At 64.4% G+C, this 15,541-nt stretch carries 16 protein-coding genes; 10 read left to right on the plus strand and 6 right to left on the minus strand.

From position 1 onward, the window contains the following. The first annotated feature begins 112 nt into the window (after window positions 1–112). From GGQ99_RS02175 to GGQ99_RS02200, 6 genes are all read left to right on the plus strand, one after another. On the plus strand, window positions 113–982 hold the full coding sequence (locus tag GGQ99_RS02175; protein WP_183260373.1) for an outer membrane protein assembly factor BamD: 870 nt from the start codon (window positions 113–115) through the stop codon (window positions 980–982). Window positions 983–992: 10 nt separating this feature from the next. Continuing rightward, window positions 993–2,669, plus strand: coding sequence for a DNA repair protein RecN (gene recN / locus GGQ99_RS02180; RefSeq protein WP_183260375.1), 1,677 nt, complete (start codon window positions 993–995; stop codon window positions 2,667–2,669). A gap of 132 nt (window positions 2,670–2,801) precedes the next feature. Beyond that, on the plus strand, window positions 2,802–4,955 hold the full coding sequence (ligA, locus tag GGQ99_RS02185) for an NAD-dependent DNA ligase LigA (RefSeq protein ID WP_183260377.1): 2,154 nt from the start codon (window positions 2,802–2,804) through the stop codon (window positions 4,953–4,955). A gap of 8 nt (window positions 4,956–4,963) precedes the next feature. Further along, window positions 4,964–5,566, plus strand: a complete 603-nt coding sequence (locus GGQ99_RS02190) for a 3'-5' exonuclease (RefSeq protein ID WP_108607637.1) — start codon at window positions 4,964–4,966, stop codon at window positions 5,564–5,566. Between the two features lie 176 nt (window positions 5,567–5,742). Next, on the plus strand, window positions 5,743–6,471 hold the full coding sequence (locus tag GGQ99_RS02195) for an AzlC family ABC transporter permease (protein WP_245439346.1): 729 nt from the start codon (window positions 5,743–5,745) through the stop codon (window positions 6,469–6,471). Continuing rightward, window positions 6,468–6,764: an AzlD family protein gene (locus GGQ99_RS02200; RefSeq protein WP_108607638.1), complete on the plus strand. Its 297-nt coding sequence runs from the start codon at window positions 6,468–6,470 to the stop codon at window positions 6,762–6,764. Before GGQ99_RS02195 ends, GGQ99_RS02200 begins: the two co-directional genes overlap by 4 nt. A 45-nt stretch (window positions 6,765–6,809) precedes the next feature. Here GGQ99_RS02200 and GGQ99_RS02205 read toward each other — a convergent pair whose 3' ends face one another. The 4 genes from GGQ99_RS02205 to GGQ99_RS02220 form a co-directional block, all read right to left on the minus strand. Further along, entirely contained in the window at window positions 6,810–8,639 is a 1,830-nt protein-coding gene (locus GGQ99_RS02205) for an aminopeptidase P family protein (RefSeq protein ID WP_183260379.1), read from the minus strand. Window positions 8,640–8,721: 82 nt separating this feature from the next. After that, window positions 8,722–9,594, minus strand: a complete 873-nt coding sequence (locus GGQ99_RS02210; protein WP_183260381.1) for a 50S ribosomal protein L11 methyltransferase — start codon at window positions 9,592–9,594, stop codon at window positions 8,722–8,724. A gap of 21 nt (window positions 9,595–9,615) precedes the next feature. Next, window positions 9,616–10,194, minus strand: a complete 579-nt coding sequence (locus GGQ99_RS02215; protein ID WP_108609836.1) for an SCO family protein — start codon at window positions 10,192–10,194, stop codon at window positions 9,616–9,618. Window positions 10,195–10,228: 34 nt separating this feature from the next. Further along, window positions 10,229–10,390: a hypothetical protein gene (locus GGQ99_RS02220; RefSeq protein WP_183260383.1), complete on the minus strand. Its 162-nt coding sequence runs from the start codon at window positions 10,388–10,390 to the stop codon at window positions 10,229–10,231. A 160-nt stretch (window positions 10,391–10,550) separates the two neighbouring features. On the opposite strand from GGQ99_RS02220, the gene GGQ99_RS02225 reads away from it, so the two are divergent. The 4 genes from GGQ99_RS02225 (at window position 10,551) to GGQ99_RS02240 (ending at window position 12,565) form a co-directional block, all read left to right on the plus strand. Then, complete coding sequence (locus tag GGQ99_RS02225) at window positions 10,551–11,039, plus strand: CreA family protein (protein WP_183260385.1); 489 nt, start codon at window positions 10,551–10,553, stop codon at window positions 11,037–11,039. A gap of 36 nt (window positions 11,040–11,075) precedes the next feature. Beyond that, on the plus strand, window positions 11,076–11,717 hold the full coding sequence (locus GGQ99_RS02230) for a DapH/DapD/GlmU-related protein (protein WP_183260387.1): 642 nt from the start codon (window positions 11,076–11,078) through the stop codon (window positions 11,715–11,717). 81 nt (window positions 11,718–11,798) lie between these two features. Then, window positions 11,799–12,179 (plus strand): low affinity iron permease family protein, encoded by a 381-nt coding sequence (locus GGQ99_RS02235; protein WP_183260389.1) that lies wholly within the window; start codon window positions 11,799–11,801, stop codon window positions 12,177–12,179. 80 nt (window positions 12,180–12,259) lie between these two features. Continuing rightward, on the plus strand, window positions 12,260–12,565 hold the full coding sequence (locus tag GGQ99_RS02240) for a hypothetical protein (protein WP_108607645.1): 306 nt from the start codon (window positions 12,260–12,262) through the stop codon (window positions 12,563–12,565). 58 nt (window positions 12,566–12,623) lie between these two features. On the opposite strand, the gene GGQ99_RS02245 is transcribed toward GGQ99_RS02240, so the two are convergent. Then, window positions 12,624–12,815: a DUF1059 domain-containing protein gene (locus GGQ99_RS02245; RefSeq protein ID WP_108607646.1), complete on the minus strand. Its 192-nt coding sequence runs from the start codon at window positions 12,813–12,815 to the stop codon at window positions 12,624–12,626. Between the two features lie 226 nt (window positions 12,816–13,041). Beyond that, on the minus strand, window positions 13,042–15,540 hold the full coding sequence (locus GGQ99_RS02250) for an ATP-dependent helicase (RefSeq protein ID WP_183260391.1): 2,499 nt from the start codon (window positions 15,538–15,540) through the stop codon (window positions 13,042–13,044). Window position 15,541 lies beyond the last annotated feature (1 nt).

The raw sequence follows: 15,541 nt of genomic DNA on the forward strand, positions 1-15,541 counted from the left end.
ACCTGCCACAAAATTGCGCGATTGACGGCCGATAGCGTTGCCCGGCACGGCCAGTTGTGATCTATGGCCATTGCCTAAAAGCGAAACAGCGCCAAAGGGGCGAAACTCTGTGATGTCATTGATACGAGCCGATCGATCGAAATTGCGCGTGAAGCCTCTGGTTGTGGCGCTTTCGCTCATCGCTCCGACGCTTGCGCTCTCCGGCTGCATGTCGGGCGAAGCCGATGTCGATCTGGCGACCTATGTCGAGCAGACCGAACCGGCCGACGTTCTCTACAATCAGGGCCTCGCCAACCTCAATGCAGGCCGCCTCAAGGAGGCCAGCCGCAAGTTCGAGGCGGTCGATCGCCAGCACCCGTATTCCGAGTGGGCGCGCAAGTCGATGGTGATGGGCGCTTTCGCCAGCTATCGCCAGGGCTCCTATGAAGAGGCCATCAATTCGGCCAAGCGTTACCTCGCGCTCTATCCGTCGACCGACGATGCAGCCTATGCGCAATACATCATCGGCCTCAGCTACTTCCGTCAGATTCGCGACGTGACGCAGGATCAGAAGGAAGCCCGCCGCACCATCGAGGCGATGACCGAGGTCGTGCAGCGCTGGCCGGCGTCGGAATATGTCGACGATGCCAATGCCAAGATCCGTTTCGCCCGCGACCAGCTCGCCGGCAAGGAAATGCAGATCGGCCGTTATTATCTCGAGCGCCGCGAGTACATCGCCTCGGCAAAGCGCTTCCGCAACGTCATCGAGAACTACTCGAACACGCGCCACATCGAAGAAGCGCTCGCCCGTCTTGTCGAGACCTATTACGCGATGGGCCTGACTTCGGAAGCGCAGACGGCAGCCGCCGTGCTCGGCCAGAACTATCCTGACAGCCAGTGGTACAAGGATTCGTACAAGCTGCTGCAGACCAGCGGCCTTGAGCCGCGAGAAAATGCCGGCTCATGGATATCCAAGGCCGGGAAGATGTTCTCCGGCGCCTGACCAGCAATAGATGCTCTCGCGCCTGTCGATCCGCGATATCGTCCTGATCGAACGGCTGGACATCGATTTCATGCCGGGCTTGTCGGTGCTGACAGGTGAAACCGGCGCCGGCAAATCCATCCTGCTCGACGCATTGTCGCTCGCGCTCGGTGCGCGCGGCGATGCCTCGCTCGTTCGCCATGGGGCAACCCAGGGGCAGGTGACGGCCGTTTTCGACGTTGCGCGCAACCATCCGGCGCGGACGCTGCTCGCCGACAATGCCATCGACGACGACGGTGACATCATCCTGCGCCGGGTGCAGACCGCCGATGGCCGCACCCGTGTCTTCGTCAACGACCAGCCTTCCAGCGTGACCTTGATGCGCGACATTGGCCGCGCCCTGGTCGAGATCCACGGCCAGCACGACGACCGCGCGCTGGTCGATGGCGGCGCACACCGCGAAGTGCTCGATTCGTTCGGCGGCCATGTCGGCGAGGCGAGGGCGACCGCCGAGGCCTGGAAACTCTGGCGTGCGGCCGAGCAGGAACTGTCGCGCCATCGCGCCCGCGTCGAGGCTGCCGCGCGCGAAGCGGAATATCTGCGCGCCTCGGTGACCGAATTGGCGAAGCTCGACCCGCAACCGGGCGAGGAAAGTGAACTCGCCGAACTGCGTGCCTCGATGATGCGCGTCGAAAAGATCGCTTCCGAAATCCAGGACGCCCAGGACGTTTTGTCCGGCTCGTCGTCGCCGCTGCCGCAACTGGCAAGCCTGTTGCGCCGCCTGCAGCGCAAGTCGGCCGAGGTGCCCGGCCTGCTCGACGAGGTGGTGAAATCTCTCGACGAGGCGATGATCTCGCTGGATGCGGCGCAGTCGGGTGTCGATGCCGCACTTCGGGCCACCGAGTACGATCCGCAGCGGCTGGAGAAGGCTGAAGAGCGCCTGTTTGCGCTGCGCGCCGCGGCCCGCAAGCACAATGTCGCCGTCGACAACCTGGCGCAGCTGCGCGACACGATGGTCGCCGACCTCGCCGACCTCGATGCGGGCGAGGGGCGGCTGCACTTGCTGGAGCAGCAGGCGAAGGCCACGCGAGATGCCTATGACCGCATCGCTGCCAGCCTGTCGGAACTGCGCAAGACGGCGGCCGAAGGATTGCGCAAGACCGTCATGGCCGAACTGCCGGCGCTCAAGCTCGAGCGGGCCGAATTCATCGTCGAGATGGCCAGCGAAGCCGACAACCGCATGCAGGAAGGCATCGACCAGGTCGAATTCTGGGTGCGCACCAATCCCGGCACGCGGCCCGGACCGATGATGAAGGTGGCGTCTGGCGGCGAGCTTTCGCGCTTCCTGCTCGCGCTCAAGGTGGCGCTTGCCGACCGCGGCTCGGCACCGACGCTGGTCTTCGACGAGATCGACACCGGCGTGGGCGGTGCGGTGGCCGATGCCATCGGCCAGCGACTGGCGCGACTTGCCAACCGTGTGCAGGTGCTTTCGGTCACGCATGCGCCGCAAGTCGCAGCGCGCGCGGCGACGCACTTCCTGATCTCCAAGAAGGGCAACACCGACAAGGTGGCCACCGGCATCCACGAGATGGACCGTCCGGCGCGCCAGGAGGAGATTGCCCGCATGCTCTCGGGTGCGACGATCACCGAAGAGGCGCGCGCCGCCGCGGAGCGGCTGCTACGCGAGAATGTTGCCGCCGCTTCCTAAGGGATGGCAGCGACGGCAACATGTCAGGAGCCTTTGCGATCCTGCTGATTTGCGTGGGCTTTTGGTGAAACCGGCTCCCCTGCACATGCTTCCTGATTTATGGTGGCGCCGCAATTTGGCCGGAGCCGCAACATGTCCGAGAAATCAGTCGATTCGCTAAGCGAGGCAGAAGCCGCGGCCGAGCTTGCGCGGCTGGCCGAAGAGATTGCCGGCCATGACCTCCGCTATCACGCCGACGATGCGCCGACAATTTCGGACGCCGACTATGATGCGTTGCGCCGGCGCAACCTCGCGATTGAGCAGCGCTTCCCGCAACTGGTACGCGAGGATTCGCCGTCGAAGTCGGTTGGTGCGGCAGTGTCGGAGAAATTCGGCAAGGTTGCCCATGTCGTGCCGATGCTGTCGCTCGACAACGCTTTTGCCGACGAGGACGTGAGCGAGTTCGTCGGCCGCATCAGGCGATTCCTCAGGCTTGGTGCGGATGAGCCGGTGGTCATCACAGCCGAGCCGAAGATCGACGGCCTGTCGCTGTCGATTCGCTACGAGAACGGGCGGCTGGTGACGGCGGCGACACGCGGCGACGGCCAAGTCGGCGAAAACGTCACCGCCAATGCCCGCACCATCGCCGACATCCCGAACGTGCTGTCGGGCGATTTCCCCGAGGTGCTGGAGGTGCGCGGCGAGGTCTATATGAGCCACGCCGATTTCGCCGAGCTCAACCGCCGCAACGGCGAGGCGGGCAAGCAGATTTTCGCCAATCCGCGCAATGCGGCGGCAGGCTCGCTGCGCCAGCTCGACACCTCGATCACGGCCAGCCGGCCGCTTCGCTTCTTTGCCTATGCCTGGGGCGAGTTGAGCGAGATGCCGGCCGACACCCAGATGGGCATGGTTGCAGCCTTCGGCCGTTATGGCTTCAAGACCAATCCGCTGATGAAGGTGTTCGACAGCGTCGAAGGCCTGCTGTCGCAATACCGGACGATCGAGGCCAATCGGGCGACGCTCGGTTACGACATCGACGGCGTGGTCTACAAGGTCGACCGCCTCGACCTGCAGCAGCGGCTTGGCTTCGTCTCGCGCTCGCCGCGCTGGGCGATCGCGCACAAGTTCCCGGCGGAGAAGGCGACGACGAGGCTGCTCGGCATCGACATCCAGGTCGGCCGCACCGGCTCGCTGACGCCGGTGGCGCGGCTGCAGCCGGTGACAGTCGGCGGCGTTGTGGTGACCAACGCCACGCTGCACAACGAGGACTACATCAAGGGCATCGGCAACAGCGGCCAACCGATCCGCGAGAGCCGCGACATCCGTGTCGGCGACACGGTGATCGTGCAGCGCGCGGGCGACGTTATTCCGCAGATACTCGATGTGGTCATGGAAAAGCGGCCGGCGGAGGCGCAGCCATACCAGTTCCCGACTCGCTGCCCAGCCTGCGACAGCCACGCGGTGCGCGAGGAGGGCGAGGTGGTGCGGCGCTGCACCGGCGGCCTGATCTGCCCGGCGCAGGCGGTGGAACGGCTTCGCCACTTCGTCTCGCGCAATGCCTTCGATATCGAAGGGCTTGGCGAAAAGCAGATCGAGTTCTTCTTCCAATCGCAGGATCCGGCGCTGCATATCGGCTCGCCCGCCGACATCTTCACGCTCAAGCGTCGGCAGGAGGGCTCGCTCACCAAGCTCGAGAACATCGACGGTTTCGGTGCGACCTCGGCGCGCAAGCTGTTTGCGGCCATCGACGATCGCCGCCAGGTCGAGTTCTCGCGCTTCCTGTTTGCGCTCGGCATCCGCCATATCGGCGAGACCAATGCCAAGCGGCTGGCCCGCCACTACGTCAGTTTCGACGCGTTCCGCGCTGCCGGCACCACTGCGGTGATGCCAGAGGGGAAGGGCGACAAGGGCAACGCCGCCTGGCAGGAACTGACCGGGGTCAACGGTATCGGCGGCATTGTCGCCGAAGCGGTCGTCGAATTCTTTGCCGAGGAGCACAACCGGCAGGTGCTCGACGCGCTGCTGGCGGAAGTCACCCCGCTCGACGAGGAGCGCATCGGCGATGTGTCGTCGCCGGTCTCGGGGAAGACAGTTGTCTTTACCGGATCGCTGGAAAAGATGTCGCGCGACGAAGCCAAGGCGATGGCCGAGAAGCTCGGCGCCAAGGTGGCGGGCTCGGTGTCGAAGAAGACCGACCTGGTGGTGGCCGGGCCGGGTGCGGGGTCGAAGCTCAAGGCCGCGACCGACCTCGGCATCGAGGTCATCACAGAGGACCAGTGGTTCGAGCGCGTCGGGCAGGCGGGCTGACAGACTTCATGCGTGCACTTGCCATCGACTTCGAAACTGCCAACGAGCAGCGCAGCAGCCCGTGCTCGGTGGGCCTGGCCTGGATAGAGGACGGCGCGGTCATCCGCGTGGAAGAGAGGCTCATTCGTCCGAAGGACATGCGTTTTTCGCGTTTCAACATCGCTGTCCACGGCATTCGCCCCGAGCATGTCGAGGATGCGGCGGAGTTTCCCGAGGTGATGGAGGAGTTCGAAGAAGATCTCGGCGATGCGCTGGTCATTGCCCACAACGCCGCTTTCGACATGAGCGTCATGCGGGCGACCTATGCGCTGTATGGCATCGCCTGTCCTGATATCGACTATGTCTGTACGCTGAAGATGGCAAGAATGGTGTGGCAGGACCTTGCCTCGCACCGGCTCAACGAGGTGTCGCGCCACATCGATTTCTCGTTCAAGCACCACAATGCGGCCGAGGACGCGCATGCCTGCGGGGAGGTGGCATTGGCGGTTGCGCGCAAGCTCAACGTCTCTGCGATGCGCGATCTGCCGACCAGGCTCGAGATGACGACGGGCCGTCTCCACGCCAGCGGTTACTCGCCTTGCTCGGTGAAGCGAGCCAAACCGGCGCGATAGTTTCGCTGATCATTGGCTCAACCGAATTGATGTGACAGGCAAAGCCGGCTGACTTATTCAGACATCCGCGCAGAGCGGTGCGCGTCGGTCCGCTGCCCTGCGGCCTATTTGACCTGCGCATCGTGCATTCCGAATATCAAAGATCGATTCTCGGGCCGATGCGCCACGGAGGCCGAATGTCTGATCGTCAAACCGAATTCTGGCAAGGTGCACGTCTGAGCGTGCCGGTCGTGGTCGCGTCCGCGCCATTCGCCATTCTGTTCGGCGCGCTCGCCGTCGACAACGGCTTCAGCGTCGCTGAAGCAACCCTGATGAGCGCCACCATCTTCGGCGGCGCGAGCCAGCTCGTCGGCATCGAGCTGTTCGGCCAGCATGTCGCCCCCTGGCTCATCGTGCTGTCGATCTTCGCGGTCAATTTCCGCCACGTGCTCTATTCGGCGGCGATTGGCCCGCACATCGCGCACTGGCCCTGGGTCCAGCAGGCCATCGGCTATTTCTTCCTGACCGATCCGCAATATGCCGAGGCCGAGCGCATCCGCGAGCAGGGCGAAAAGGTCGGCTTCGCCTGGTACATGGGCATGGCGCTGACGCTGTATGTTTGCTGGGTAGTCGAAAGCTGCATCGGCGCGCTGTTCGGCCGGCTGATCCCTGATCCGCATGCCATAGGCCTCGACTTCCTGCTGCCGATCTATTTCCTCGGGCTGGTGATGAGTTTCCGCAAGCGCCCGCGCTGGCTGCCCATCGTGGTCGCGAGTGCCGTGGCTTCGATGATCGCCTACAAGACGGTCGGTTCGCCCTGGCATGTCTCGATCGGTGCGCTCGCGGGTGTGCTGTTTGCTGCGGCGATGCCGGTGCGCCCCGGCGAGGCGGCCACAGTCGATGAAACGGCGGAGGTGGTGTCGTGAGCACGACGCTGTGGATCATCATTGCCGGTGCGGTCGCCACCTATCTGACCCGTATCGGCGGCCATCTCGTCATTTCGCGCTTCGAGCGTATCCATCCGCGTGTCGAGGCGGGCCTGAACGCAGTGCCGGCGGCGGTGCTGACCACGCTGGTGGCGCCTGCCGCACTTTCTGCCGGTCCGGCTGAACTCACAGCACTTGCGGTGGCAGCCGTTGTTTCGCTGCGCGGCGGATTGATGACGATGTTCCTGGCGGGAGCTGCCGTGCTGATCGCCATGCGGCATTTCATCGGCTGAGCAAAAAGCCGGCCGCCGTGGCGGCCGGTGTCTTCATTGGCCCGATCAGACGATCGGTGCAGTCGCCTGTTCGAGCCAGGCCAGCGTTTCCCCGTCGAGCATCGGCCCAATTTCTGCAAGCACGCGCGCGTGGTAGGCGTTCAGCCAATCAAGCTCTTCGCGGGTCAGGAGATCGGCGCGTAGAAGGCGCTGGTCGAAGGGGGCCAGCGTCAACGTCTCGAAGCCGTGCATGGCGATGTCGCCCCCTGGGATCGCCGCGGCCTGTGTCACCAGGATCAGGTTTTCGAGCCGGATGCCGTAGTGGCCTTCCTTGTAGTAGCCGGGCTCGTTGGACAGGATCATGCCCGGCAGCAGCTTCTCCATGCCTGTCTTGGCGATGCGCTGCGGTCCCTCATGCACGGCGAGGTAGGAGCCGACGCCGTGGCCGGTGCCATGGGCGTAGTCCAGCCCATGCTTCCACAAGGCCATGCGTGCCATGGCATCGATGTCGGCACCGCGCGTGCCGGCCGGAAACCTGGCGATGGAAATTCCGATCATGCCCTTGAGCACCAGGGTGAAGCGCTCGCGCATCTCCTCGGTCGGCTTGCCGACCGGCATCGTGCGGGTGATGTCGGTGGTGCCGTCCTGATACTGCGCGCCCGAATCGAGCAGGAACAGCTCGCCGTCGCCGAGCACGCGGCTGGTGGCGCGCGAGACGCGGTAATGCATGATCGCGCCGTTGGGACCGGCACCCGAAATGGTGTCGAAGGAGACGTCGCGCAGCGGCATCTGGGTCTCTTCGCCGGTCTGGCGGCGGCATTCTTCGAGACGGGTGACGACGGCGATCTCGTCGAGCTTGCCCGGCTCCTGCCGGTCGAGCCAGCAGAGCAGCTTGGCGACCGCAGCACCGTCGCGGCGATGGGCGGCGCGTGAGCCCGAGATCTCGGCGCTGTTCTTGGTGGCGCGCGGCAGGCGAGCAGGGTCGGGTGCAGAAACCACCGTGCCGCCATTGTCCTCGATCAGGGCACGCAGCCTGTCGGCGGCAAGCACCGGATCGAGCGCGATTCGCGCACCAGATTTGGCAAGCGCCGCGACTGCGTCCTCGAGCTTGCCCGGTGCCTTGATGTCGGCGAACTGGGTGAGATAGGCCTCTTCGGTGCGGCCGAGCTTGCGCTTGTCCATGAAGACGGCATGCGAACCATCGGCGGCCAGAATGGCAAAGCCCAGTGCCAGCGGAGTATGCGGCACGTCGCCGCCGCGGATGTTGAAGGCCCAGGCGAGCGAAGACGGGTCGGTCAGGATCGCATGGGTTGCGCCTTCGTCGTCGATTGCCGCTGCAAGCCGCTTGAGCTTGTCCTTGGCGAGTTCGCCGGCCAACGCCTCGGGATGGATCTCGACGGGGGCCAGCGGTGCGTCGGGCTGATCTTCCCAGATCGCGTCGATGGGATTGCGGGCAAGCGGGACCAGCACAGCGCCGACCTCCTCTGCCGAGGCGGAAAGCGCCTTGACGTCGCCCATGGTGTGCAGCCACGGGTCGAAGCCCAGTCGCGCACCCGTGGGCAGGTTTTCCCTGATCCAAGCGGCCGGCGGGTTGTCGATCAGGCTCTCGATCGAAAAGATGCCGAGATCGACCTCGTCGCGCACCTGCAGCGTGTAGCGGCCGTCGACGAAGACATAAGCGCTCTTGCCGAGCACGATGGCCACGCCGGCCGAGCCGCTGAAGCCGGTCAGCCAGCGCAGCCTGTTCGAGCGCGGGGCAACATACTCGCCCTGGTGCTCGTCGGCGCGCGGCACGATGAAGCCATCGAGCCCGTTCTCCTTTAGCCACTGCCTGAGGAGCGCCGTGCGCGGCTTGCCGACGGAGGGATCGCCGGCTGAATCGAAGGACTGGAACATGATGGTTTCCCGGAATCTGGATTTCCGGCGAACCTATCTTTGTGCGCCACCGGTGGCAACGCCGCCAGCTCGGGCCACGATGTCAGTTCTTGAGGTGGATCGTCACCCAGCCTTCGCGGTGGAAGGTTTCGACATGGCGGAACTTCGCCGCGACATAGGCTTCGACCACCGCATCGTGCTGGCGGTCGAGGATGCCCGAGAGAACCAGCGAGCCGCGTGGGGCGAGATGCGCTGCCATTTCAGGCGCAAGCTGCATCAGCGGCTGCGCCAGGATGTTGGCGACGATCAGGTCGAACGGGCCGCGTGCGGCGAAGATCGGATCGTCGAAGCCTGCCGCCGTTGCCGTTTCGACGTGATCGCCGGTGCCGTTGAGGCGGACATTGGCCGCGGCGACTTCGGTTGCGACCGGGTCGATGTCCGTGGCGAGCACCGGGATGGGCGCCAGCTTGGCAACCGCAATGGCGAGAACCGCGCTGCCGGTGCCGAGGTCGAGCGCGTTGGCCGGGTTCTCCTCGGCAATGACCTTTTCGATCATTTCGAGGCAGCCGGCCGTCGTGCCGTGATGGCCGGTGCCGAAGGCGAGGCCGGCTTCGATCTCGATGGCGATCTGGCCGGGGCGCACGTCGTCGCGGTCGTGGCCGCCATGGACGATGAAGCGGCCGGCCTGGACCGGCTTCAGGCCTTCGAGCGACTTGGCCACCCAGTCGATATCGGGCAGGACCTCGCGGGCGATCGGACCGGTGTGGCCCGCCTCTGCGAGGGCTGCGGCCATGCGGCGCTCGATGTCCGCGACGTCGCCGTCCGTATAGAGCGACACTTCGTGGATATCACGATCCTCGTCGACTTCGATCACCGCGATCGGCCAGCCATCCTCCTCGAAAATTGTGTCGAGCGAGGCGAAGATGCGGTTTGCCGCTTCGCGGCCGGTGGTGAAATAGAGCCGTGTCTGGGTCATGTCGGGTCCGGTCGAGGAGGGTCAGCCTTCGTTCGCTAGCCGCTTGAGCTTGGCGAGCGCAGTCTCTGGGTTCTCCTCATAGGCGATGGTGCCGAAGAAATCACCCTTGCTGTCGAGCAGCAGGACCGACGCGGTGTGGTCCATGGTGTAGTCGCCGCCCTCGGTCTCGACCTTCTTGGAATAGATGCCGAAGGACTTGGACATGGCCGCGATCTTGGCCGGGTCGCCGGTGATGCCGGTGATGCGGTCGGAGACGTTGCTGACGTAGGTGTTCATCACCTCGGGCGTGTCGCGCTCGGGATCGACAGAGACGAAATAGGCGCGGATGTTCTTGCCTTCGTCGCCCATCTGCTTGAGCAGGCCGTCGAGCTCGAACAGCGTCGTCGGGCAGACCTCCGGGCAGTGGGTGAAGCCGAAGAAGACGGCGCTCGGCTGGCCGCGGAAGGCGGCTTCGGTGATCTCGGCGCCCTTCTGGTCGACGAGCACGAAAGGCGCGCCGAAGGCCTGGGCGCTGTTCTTGCTGCTGTACCAGTCGAAGGTCAGCCAGCCGACGCCGGCGGCCATCAGGATCAGAATGCCGGCAAGGATCGTGCGCATCATCGAATGTGATTCCATGGTGTGATTGGTAACGGCTTCAGAAGCACCAGGACATGCCTGCTTCGACCAGTGACATGAAGATGCCGGCGTCCTTGTCCAGCCAGGAGGCAAAGGCGAGGCCGCTGGACGCCGCAAACGCCGCCAGGCCGAGCGCGATCCACGCGACGGTCTTGAGCGATATGCGCCGAGGCTGTTTCATCAACCCTACATAGCGCGCCGCGCGCTTTGCCAAAAGGGACATGTTGACGCCCTCATTCGTCCACAAGACACCATTTCGAGAGCAGGATGCATCATGATGCGGCTTGCAACGCGCGGGCCGCCGACCCAAGTGTGGGCGGACACCATTCCAGGAGGTTTCGATGCGGCTTGCCTTTTCCGTCCTTGCCACCGTTCTTGCGTTTGGGGCTTCCGCCCCTGCCTTTGCCCAGCAGGTGGGTGAAGTCGGCGTCGACTGGCTCGGCAACGACATCATCGTCGAGGCGATCAAGGACCCCGAGGTCGAGGGCATCACCTGCCACGTCTCCTATTTCGACCGCGGCGTGATCGACCGGCTGCAGAAGGGCAACTGGTTTGAGAACCCCTCCGATTCGGCGATTTCCTGCCGCCAGACCGGGCTGATCACCATCGGCGAGATCGATCTGGGCGAGGAAGGCGAAGAGGTGTTCAAGCAGGGCATCAGCCTGATCTGGAAAGAGCAGGTGGTGAACCGCATCTACGACAAGAAGAACGAGACGCTGATCTATCTCGCGCATTCGCGCCAGGTTCAGGACGGCTCGGCCAAGATGTCGATGACGACGGTGCCGCTTTACGGCCAGGAGGTCGTCTGGACCAAGGGCAAGCCGCAATAGCTTGCGGGCGAGGTGGCGCGGGCGTAAATCCGCGTCATGGACACACCAGCAGACCTTCGATTCAAGGATGACGAGCCGCGCATCCACCCGACGTCAGAGCTGAAAGGCTGCCGGCTCGGCCGTCATGTCGCTGTCGGCGAACGTGTCGTGCTGCGCGAGGTCGTCGTCGGCGACTACTCCTATTTCGAGCGCCACGCCGAGGCGATCTACACCACCATCGGCAAGTTCTGCTCGATCGCCGCCAACAGCCGCATCAACGCGCTCGAACATCCGATGGAGCGGCTGACCACCCACAAGGTGAGCTACCGCCCCAACGAGTATTTCCGCTATCTCGGCGTCGACGGCGATTTTCGCGACCGCCGCAGGGCAAAGCCGGTGAGCATCGGCCATGACGTGTGGATCGGCCACGGCGCGGTCATCATGCCCGGGGTGACGATCGGTAATGGCGCGGTGGTCGGGGCGAATGCGGTGGTGACGAAGGATGTGGCGCCGTTCGAGATCTTCGTCGGCGTGCCGGCCAGGCGGCTGAAGATGCGGTTTCCCGCCGAAATCGCCGCCCGCATCGAGGCATTGGCCTGGTGGGACTGGCCGGCCGAGCGGCTGTTCGAGGCCATTCCCGACATGCAGAGCCTGCCGATCGAGGCGTTTCTCGACCGCTGGGAGGCTGCCAAGGCCTGATGCCGAGGCGTCGCTGTCACAGCAGCACGGAACCGGGAGCGGATGTCGCGTGTTTTCCTTCGCCGGACGAAGGGATCTGCGATGTTCGAGAGGGAGTTCACCAGGATTGCCAACAGGGTTGCCTATGCCGCCGGGCTGCCGCTGACCTTTCTCGGCTGCTGCCTGATCGTGCTCGCATGGGCGGTCTCCGGGCCTGTGTTCGGCTTTTCCGACACCTGGCAGCTGGTCATCAATACCGGCACGACCATCATCACATTCCTGATGGTGTTCCTGATCCAGAATACGCAGAACCGCGATGGCGCGGCGATGCAGGCCAAGCTCGACGAGCTTATCCGCGTCGGCAAGGCGCAGAACTATTTCATCGGCATCGAGCACCTGACCGAGACCGAGGTCGAGGACATCAGACGCAAATGCGAGGAAGCGGCCAAGCGGCACGACGCGAAAGCGGGGGCAAAAGCGTAAGTGGCGCCGCGGTCCAGCTTCTGGAAGGTTGACGCTGGGCGGCCTGGGGAACAAAATTGAAGCGGGTTGGGTTTTGTGGCGTGACTGATTGGTTGGACATCCTGAAAGAGCAGGCCAAAACTGGCGCGGAGATGGCGCGTGAGGTGCCCGCGACGCTTGCCAACCCCGACATCAGCCGCGACCAGGTGAAGAAGCTGTTTGCCGCGCTTGAGCAGCAGGCCGAATTCGTCGAGAAGCTGCGGCAGGTGCTTGAGGCCAATGATTTCGAGCCCGAAGTGCTGGTCGCCGCCGAAAAACTCGAAGACCGCTATGCCGAACTGGCGGCATCCGTTGCCGAGCGGCTGAAGGCGATGCGCGGCGGCAGCGCGCCGACCCGCCGGCAGTAAGGTTCCTCCTGCCTGAGAAGCAAGCCGGGTGCGCCTTGCGCGAACGTGCGGGCGATGTTCAGGCCGGTGCCGTGCCGCTGTGAATGACCTTCTTGATTTCTGCACGGAACCCCGGAGTGTCCTTTTCGCCATGGACCGCTACCGCGTGCTGGACGGCGGCGTTGATCAGCTCGTCCTCGGTATCGGCGGCGATCGCCACCGTACACTTCATTTCGCTCGGGAATTCACGGCAATCGATATATTGGCGCATCGTCTTCGCCTCCCTGCGATAAAAGTTAGCGCTTGCTAATTTTATGCCTGGGACGACCAAGCGGCAACCGATATGTGGGCCCGCCAAGCGGTTTGGGCCGGGGCCACGATGTAGGCGGGTGGCCGAGCGCGATCTCGCGGCTAAAGGCTCGGGCTGCGGAGGAGGGGATGCCCTACCAGACGCTGATCAACTCGATCCTGCATAAGTATGTGGAGGGGTGAGGGCCTCATACCGCGTTCACAAACCCGTCCAGCACCTTCTTCTGTCCGGCCTTGTCGAAGTCGATGGTCAGCTTGTTGCCGTCGATGGCCGAGATGTTGCCGTTGCCGAATTTTTGGTGGAACACGCGGTCCCCTACCTTGAAGCGCGACGGTTCTGACGCGACGGACTTGGCCACCAACTCGCCCTCGATGGTACGGCCCTTGACCGAGCCGCGGCCGGCGCCAAAGCCTGAATCGGTTTCGCCATAGCCGATGCGCTCGACCGAATGACCGGAGCGCGAGCCCCAGTTACGGTCGGTGGCTTCGGTGCGGTTCTGCTGCGCGCGCTGCCAACCCGGCGTGGCATAGGTGTTGGAGAAGGATTTCTGGCCGACGTCGTCGAAACGCGAGGCGCCGTAGGGGTTGCGGCCGCCGCCACCGTAGCCGCCGTATGAATTGCCGGCGTCGGCGACCTCGACATGCGCCTCGGGCAGTTCGTCGAGGAACCGCGAGGGGATTGTCGATTGCCACAGGCCGTGGATGCGGCGGTTGGAGACGAACCACAGATGCAGGTTCTTCTTGGCGCGGGTGAGGCCGACGTAAGCGAGGCGGCGTTCTTCCTCCAAGCCCGAGCGGCCGCCCTCGTCGAGGGCGCGCTGGTGCGGGAACAGGCCTTCCTCCCAGCCGGGCAGGAACACGGTCTCGAACTCCAGGCCCTTGGCCGAGTGCAGCGTCATGATGTTGACGGCGTCGAGGTCCTCGTTCTTGTCGGCATCCATGACGAGCGCGACATGCTCGAGGAACGAGCGCAGCGATTCGTATTCCTCCATCGAGCGGATGAGTTCTTTGAGGTTTTCGAGCCGTCCCGGCGCTTCGGCCGAGCGGTCGTTCTTCCACATGTCGGTGTAGCCGCTCTCTTCGAGGATGGTCTCGGCGAGTTCGTTGTGCGGCGTGTTGTCGAGCGCCTTTTGCCAGCGCTCGAAATTGGCCGCGACCTCGCGCAAGGCGGCACGCGGCTTAGGCTTGAGCTCGTCGCTTTCGGCCAGATTGCGCGCCGCTTCGAGCATCGGCACGCCAAGGGCGCGGGCGGTGTCGTGGACCTGGCGGATGGCGGCTTCGCCAAGGCCGCGCTTGGGGATGTTGACGATACGCTCGAAGGCGAGGTCGTCGGCGCCCTGGGCGACGACGCGGAAATAGGCCATGGCGTCGCGGATTTCCTGGCGCTCGTAAAAGCGCGGGCCGCCGACGACCCGGTAGTTGACGCCAAGGGTGACGAAGCGGTCTTCGAACTCGCGCATCTGGAACGAGGCGCGGACGAGAATCGCCATGTCGTTGAGGTTGTGCTTCTGGCGCTGCAGTTGCTCGATCGTCTCGCCGACGGCGCGGGCTTCCTCCTCGGAGTCCCAGGCGGCGTGGACATTGACCTTGCCGTCTTCGGGATCGTTGCGATCGGTGAACAGCGTCTTGCCGAAGCGGCCCTCATTATGGGCGATGAGATGGGAAGCGGCACCGAGGATATGAGCGGTGGAGCGGTAGTTACGCTCGAGCCGGATGACGACGGCACCCGGAAAATCCTTGTCGAAGCGCAGGATGTTGTCGACCTCGGCGCCGCGCCAGCCATAGATCGACTGGTCGTCGTCGCCGACGCAGCAGACGTTCTTCTGGCCCGGCGCGCCGGTCTCCTGCGCGAGCAGGCGCAGCCACATATATTGCGCGGTGTTGGTGTCCTGATACTCGTCGACGAGGATGTATTTGAAGCGCTTGTGGTATTCCTTCAATACGTCAGGATAGGCGCGGAAGATGCGGATCGGGTGGCACAAAAGGTCGCCGAAATCACAGGCGTTCAGCGTCTGCAGCCGGTCCTGATAGGCCTTGTAGAGTTCGCGGCCCTTGCCGTTGGCGAAGGCGCGCGCATCGCCCTCGGGGATCTCGGCCGGGCCGAGCCCCTTGTTCTTCCAGCCGTCGATCATCATGGCGAACTGGCGCGCCGGCCAGCGCTTGTCGTCGAGGCCTTCGGCCTGGATCAACTGCTTGATGAGGCGGATGACGTCGTCGGTATCGAGGATGGTGAAGTCGGAGCGCAGGCCGGCCAGTTCGGCATGGCGGCGCAGCATCTTGACGCCGATGGAGTGGAAGGTGCCGAGCCAGGGCATGCCCTCGACGGCTTCGCCGACAAGCAGGCCGATGCGCTGCTTCATCTCGCGCGCGGCCTTGTTGGTGAAGGTGACGGCGAGGATCTGGCTGGGGTAGGCGCGGCCCTGGCTGAGGATATGGGCGATGCGGGTGGTGAGCACACGCGTCTTGCCGGTGCCGGCGCCGGCGAGCACCAGAACCGGGCCTTCGGTGGTCTCGACAGCTTGGCGCTGCTCGGGGTTCAGGCCCTTGAGATAGTCGGCTGCGGCGGGCGCCTGGCGGGCGGCCATGGCGCGCGCGGCAATACCGCTCGGCGCAGGTGTGCTGCCGGGCCGGGGCGGCATTCCGCCGGGCTCGTCGAAAAACGGCATGTCGTCCGGAAAGTCTGACATT

It is taken from the genome of Aminobacter niigataensis, assembly GCF_014200015.1.
GTDB classification, from domain to species: domain Bacteria; phylum Pseudomonadota; class Alphaproteobacteria; order Rhizobiales; family Rhizobiaceae; genus Aminobacter; species Aminobacter niigataensis.

Coding starts and splice junctions, on each gene's coding strand:
- GGQ99_RS02175 (WP_183260373.1), top strand. CDS start 113: ATGTCATTGATACGAGCCGATCGATCGAAATTGCGCGTGAAGCCTCTG.
- GGQ99_RS02190 (WP_108607637.1), top strand. CDS start 4,964: ATGCGTGCACTTGCCATCGACTTCGAAACTGCCAACGAGCAGCGCAGC.
- GGQ99_RS02245 (WP_108607646.1), bottom strand. CDS start 12,815: ATGCGCCAATATATCGATTGCCGTGAATTCCCGAGCGAAATGAAGTGT.
- recN (WP_183260375.1), top strand. CDS start 993: ATGCTCTCGCGCCTGTCGATCCGCGATATCGTCCTGATCGAACGGCTG.
- GGQ99_RS02220 (WP_183260383.1), bottom strand. CDS start 10,390: ATGAAACAGCCTCGGCGCATATCGCTCAAGACCGTCGCGTGGATCGCG.
- GGQ99_RS02250 (WP_183260391.1), bottom strand. CDS start 15,540: ATGTCAGACTTTCCGGACGACATGCCGTTTTTCGACGAGCCCGGCGGA.
- GGQ99_RS02230 (WP_183260387.1), top strand. CDS start 11,076: ATGGACACACCAGCAGACCTTCGATTCAAGGATGACGAGCCGCGCATC.
- GGQ99_RS02210 (WP_183260381.1), bottom strand. CDS start 9,594: ATGACCCAGACACGGCTCTATTTCACCACCGGCCGCGAAGCGGCAAAC.
- GGQ99_RS02215 (WP_108609836.1), bottom strand. CDS start 10,194: ATGATGCGCACGATCCTTGCCGGCATTCTGATCCTGATGGCCGCCGGC.
- GGQ99_RS02195 (WP_245439346.1), top strand. CDS start 5,743: ATGTCTGATCGTCAAACCGAATTCTGGCAAGGTGCACGTCTGAGCGTG.
- GGQ99_RS02205 (WP_183260379.1), bottom strand. CDS start 8,639: ATGTTCCAGTCCTTCGATTCAGCCGGCGATCCCTCCGTCGGCAAGCCG.
- GGQ99_RS02225 (WP_183260385.1), top strand. CDS start 10,551: ATGCGGCTTGCCTTTTCCGTCCTTGCCACCGTTCTTGCGTTTGGGGCT.
- ligA (WP_183260377.1), top strand. CDS start 2,802: ATGTCCGAGAAATCAGTCGATTCGCTAAGCGAGGCAGAAGCCGCGGCC.
- GGQ99_RS02235 (WP_183260389.1), top strand. CDS start 11,799: ATGTTCGAGAGGGAGTTCACCAGGATTGCCAACAGGGTTGCCTATGCC.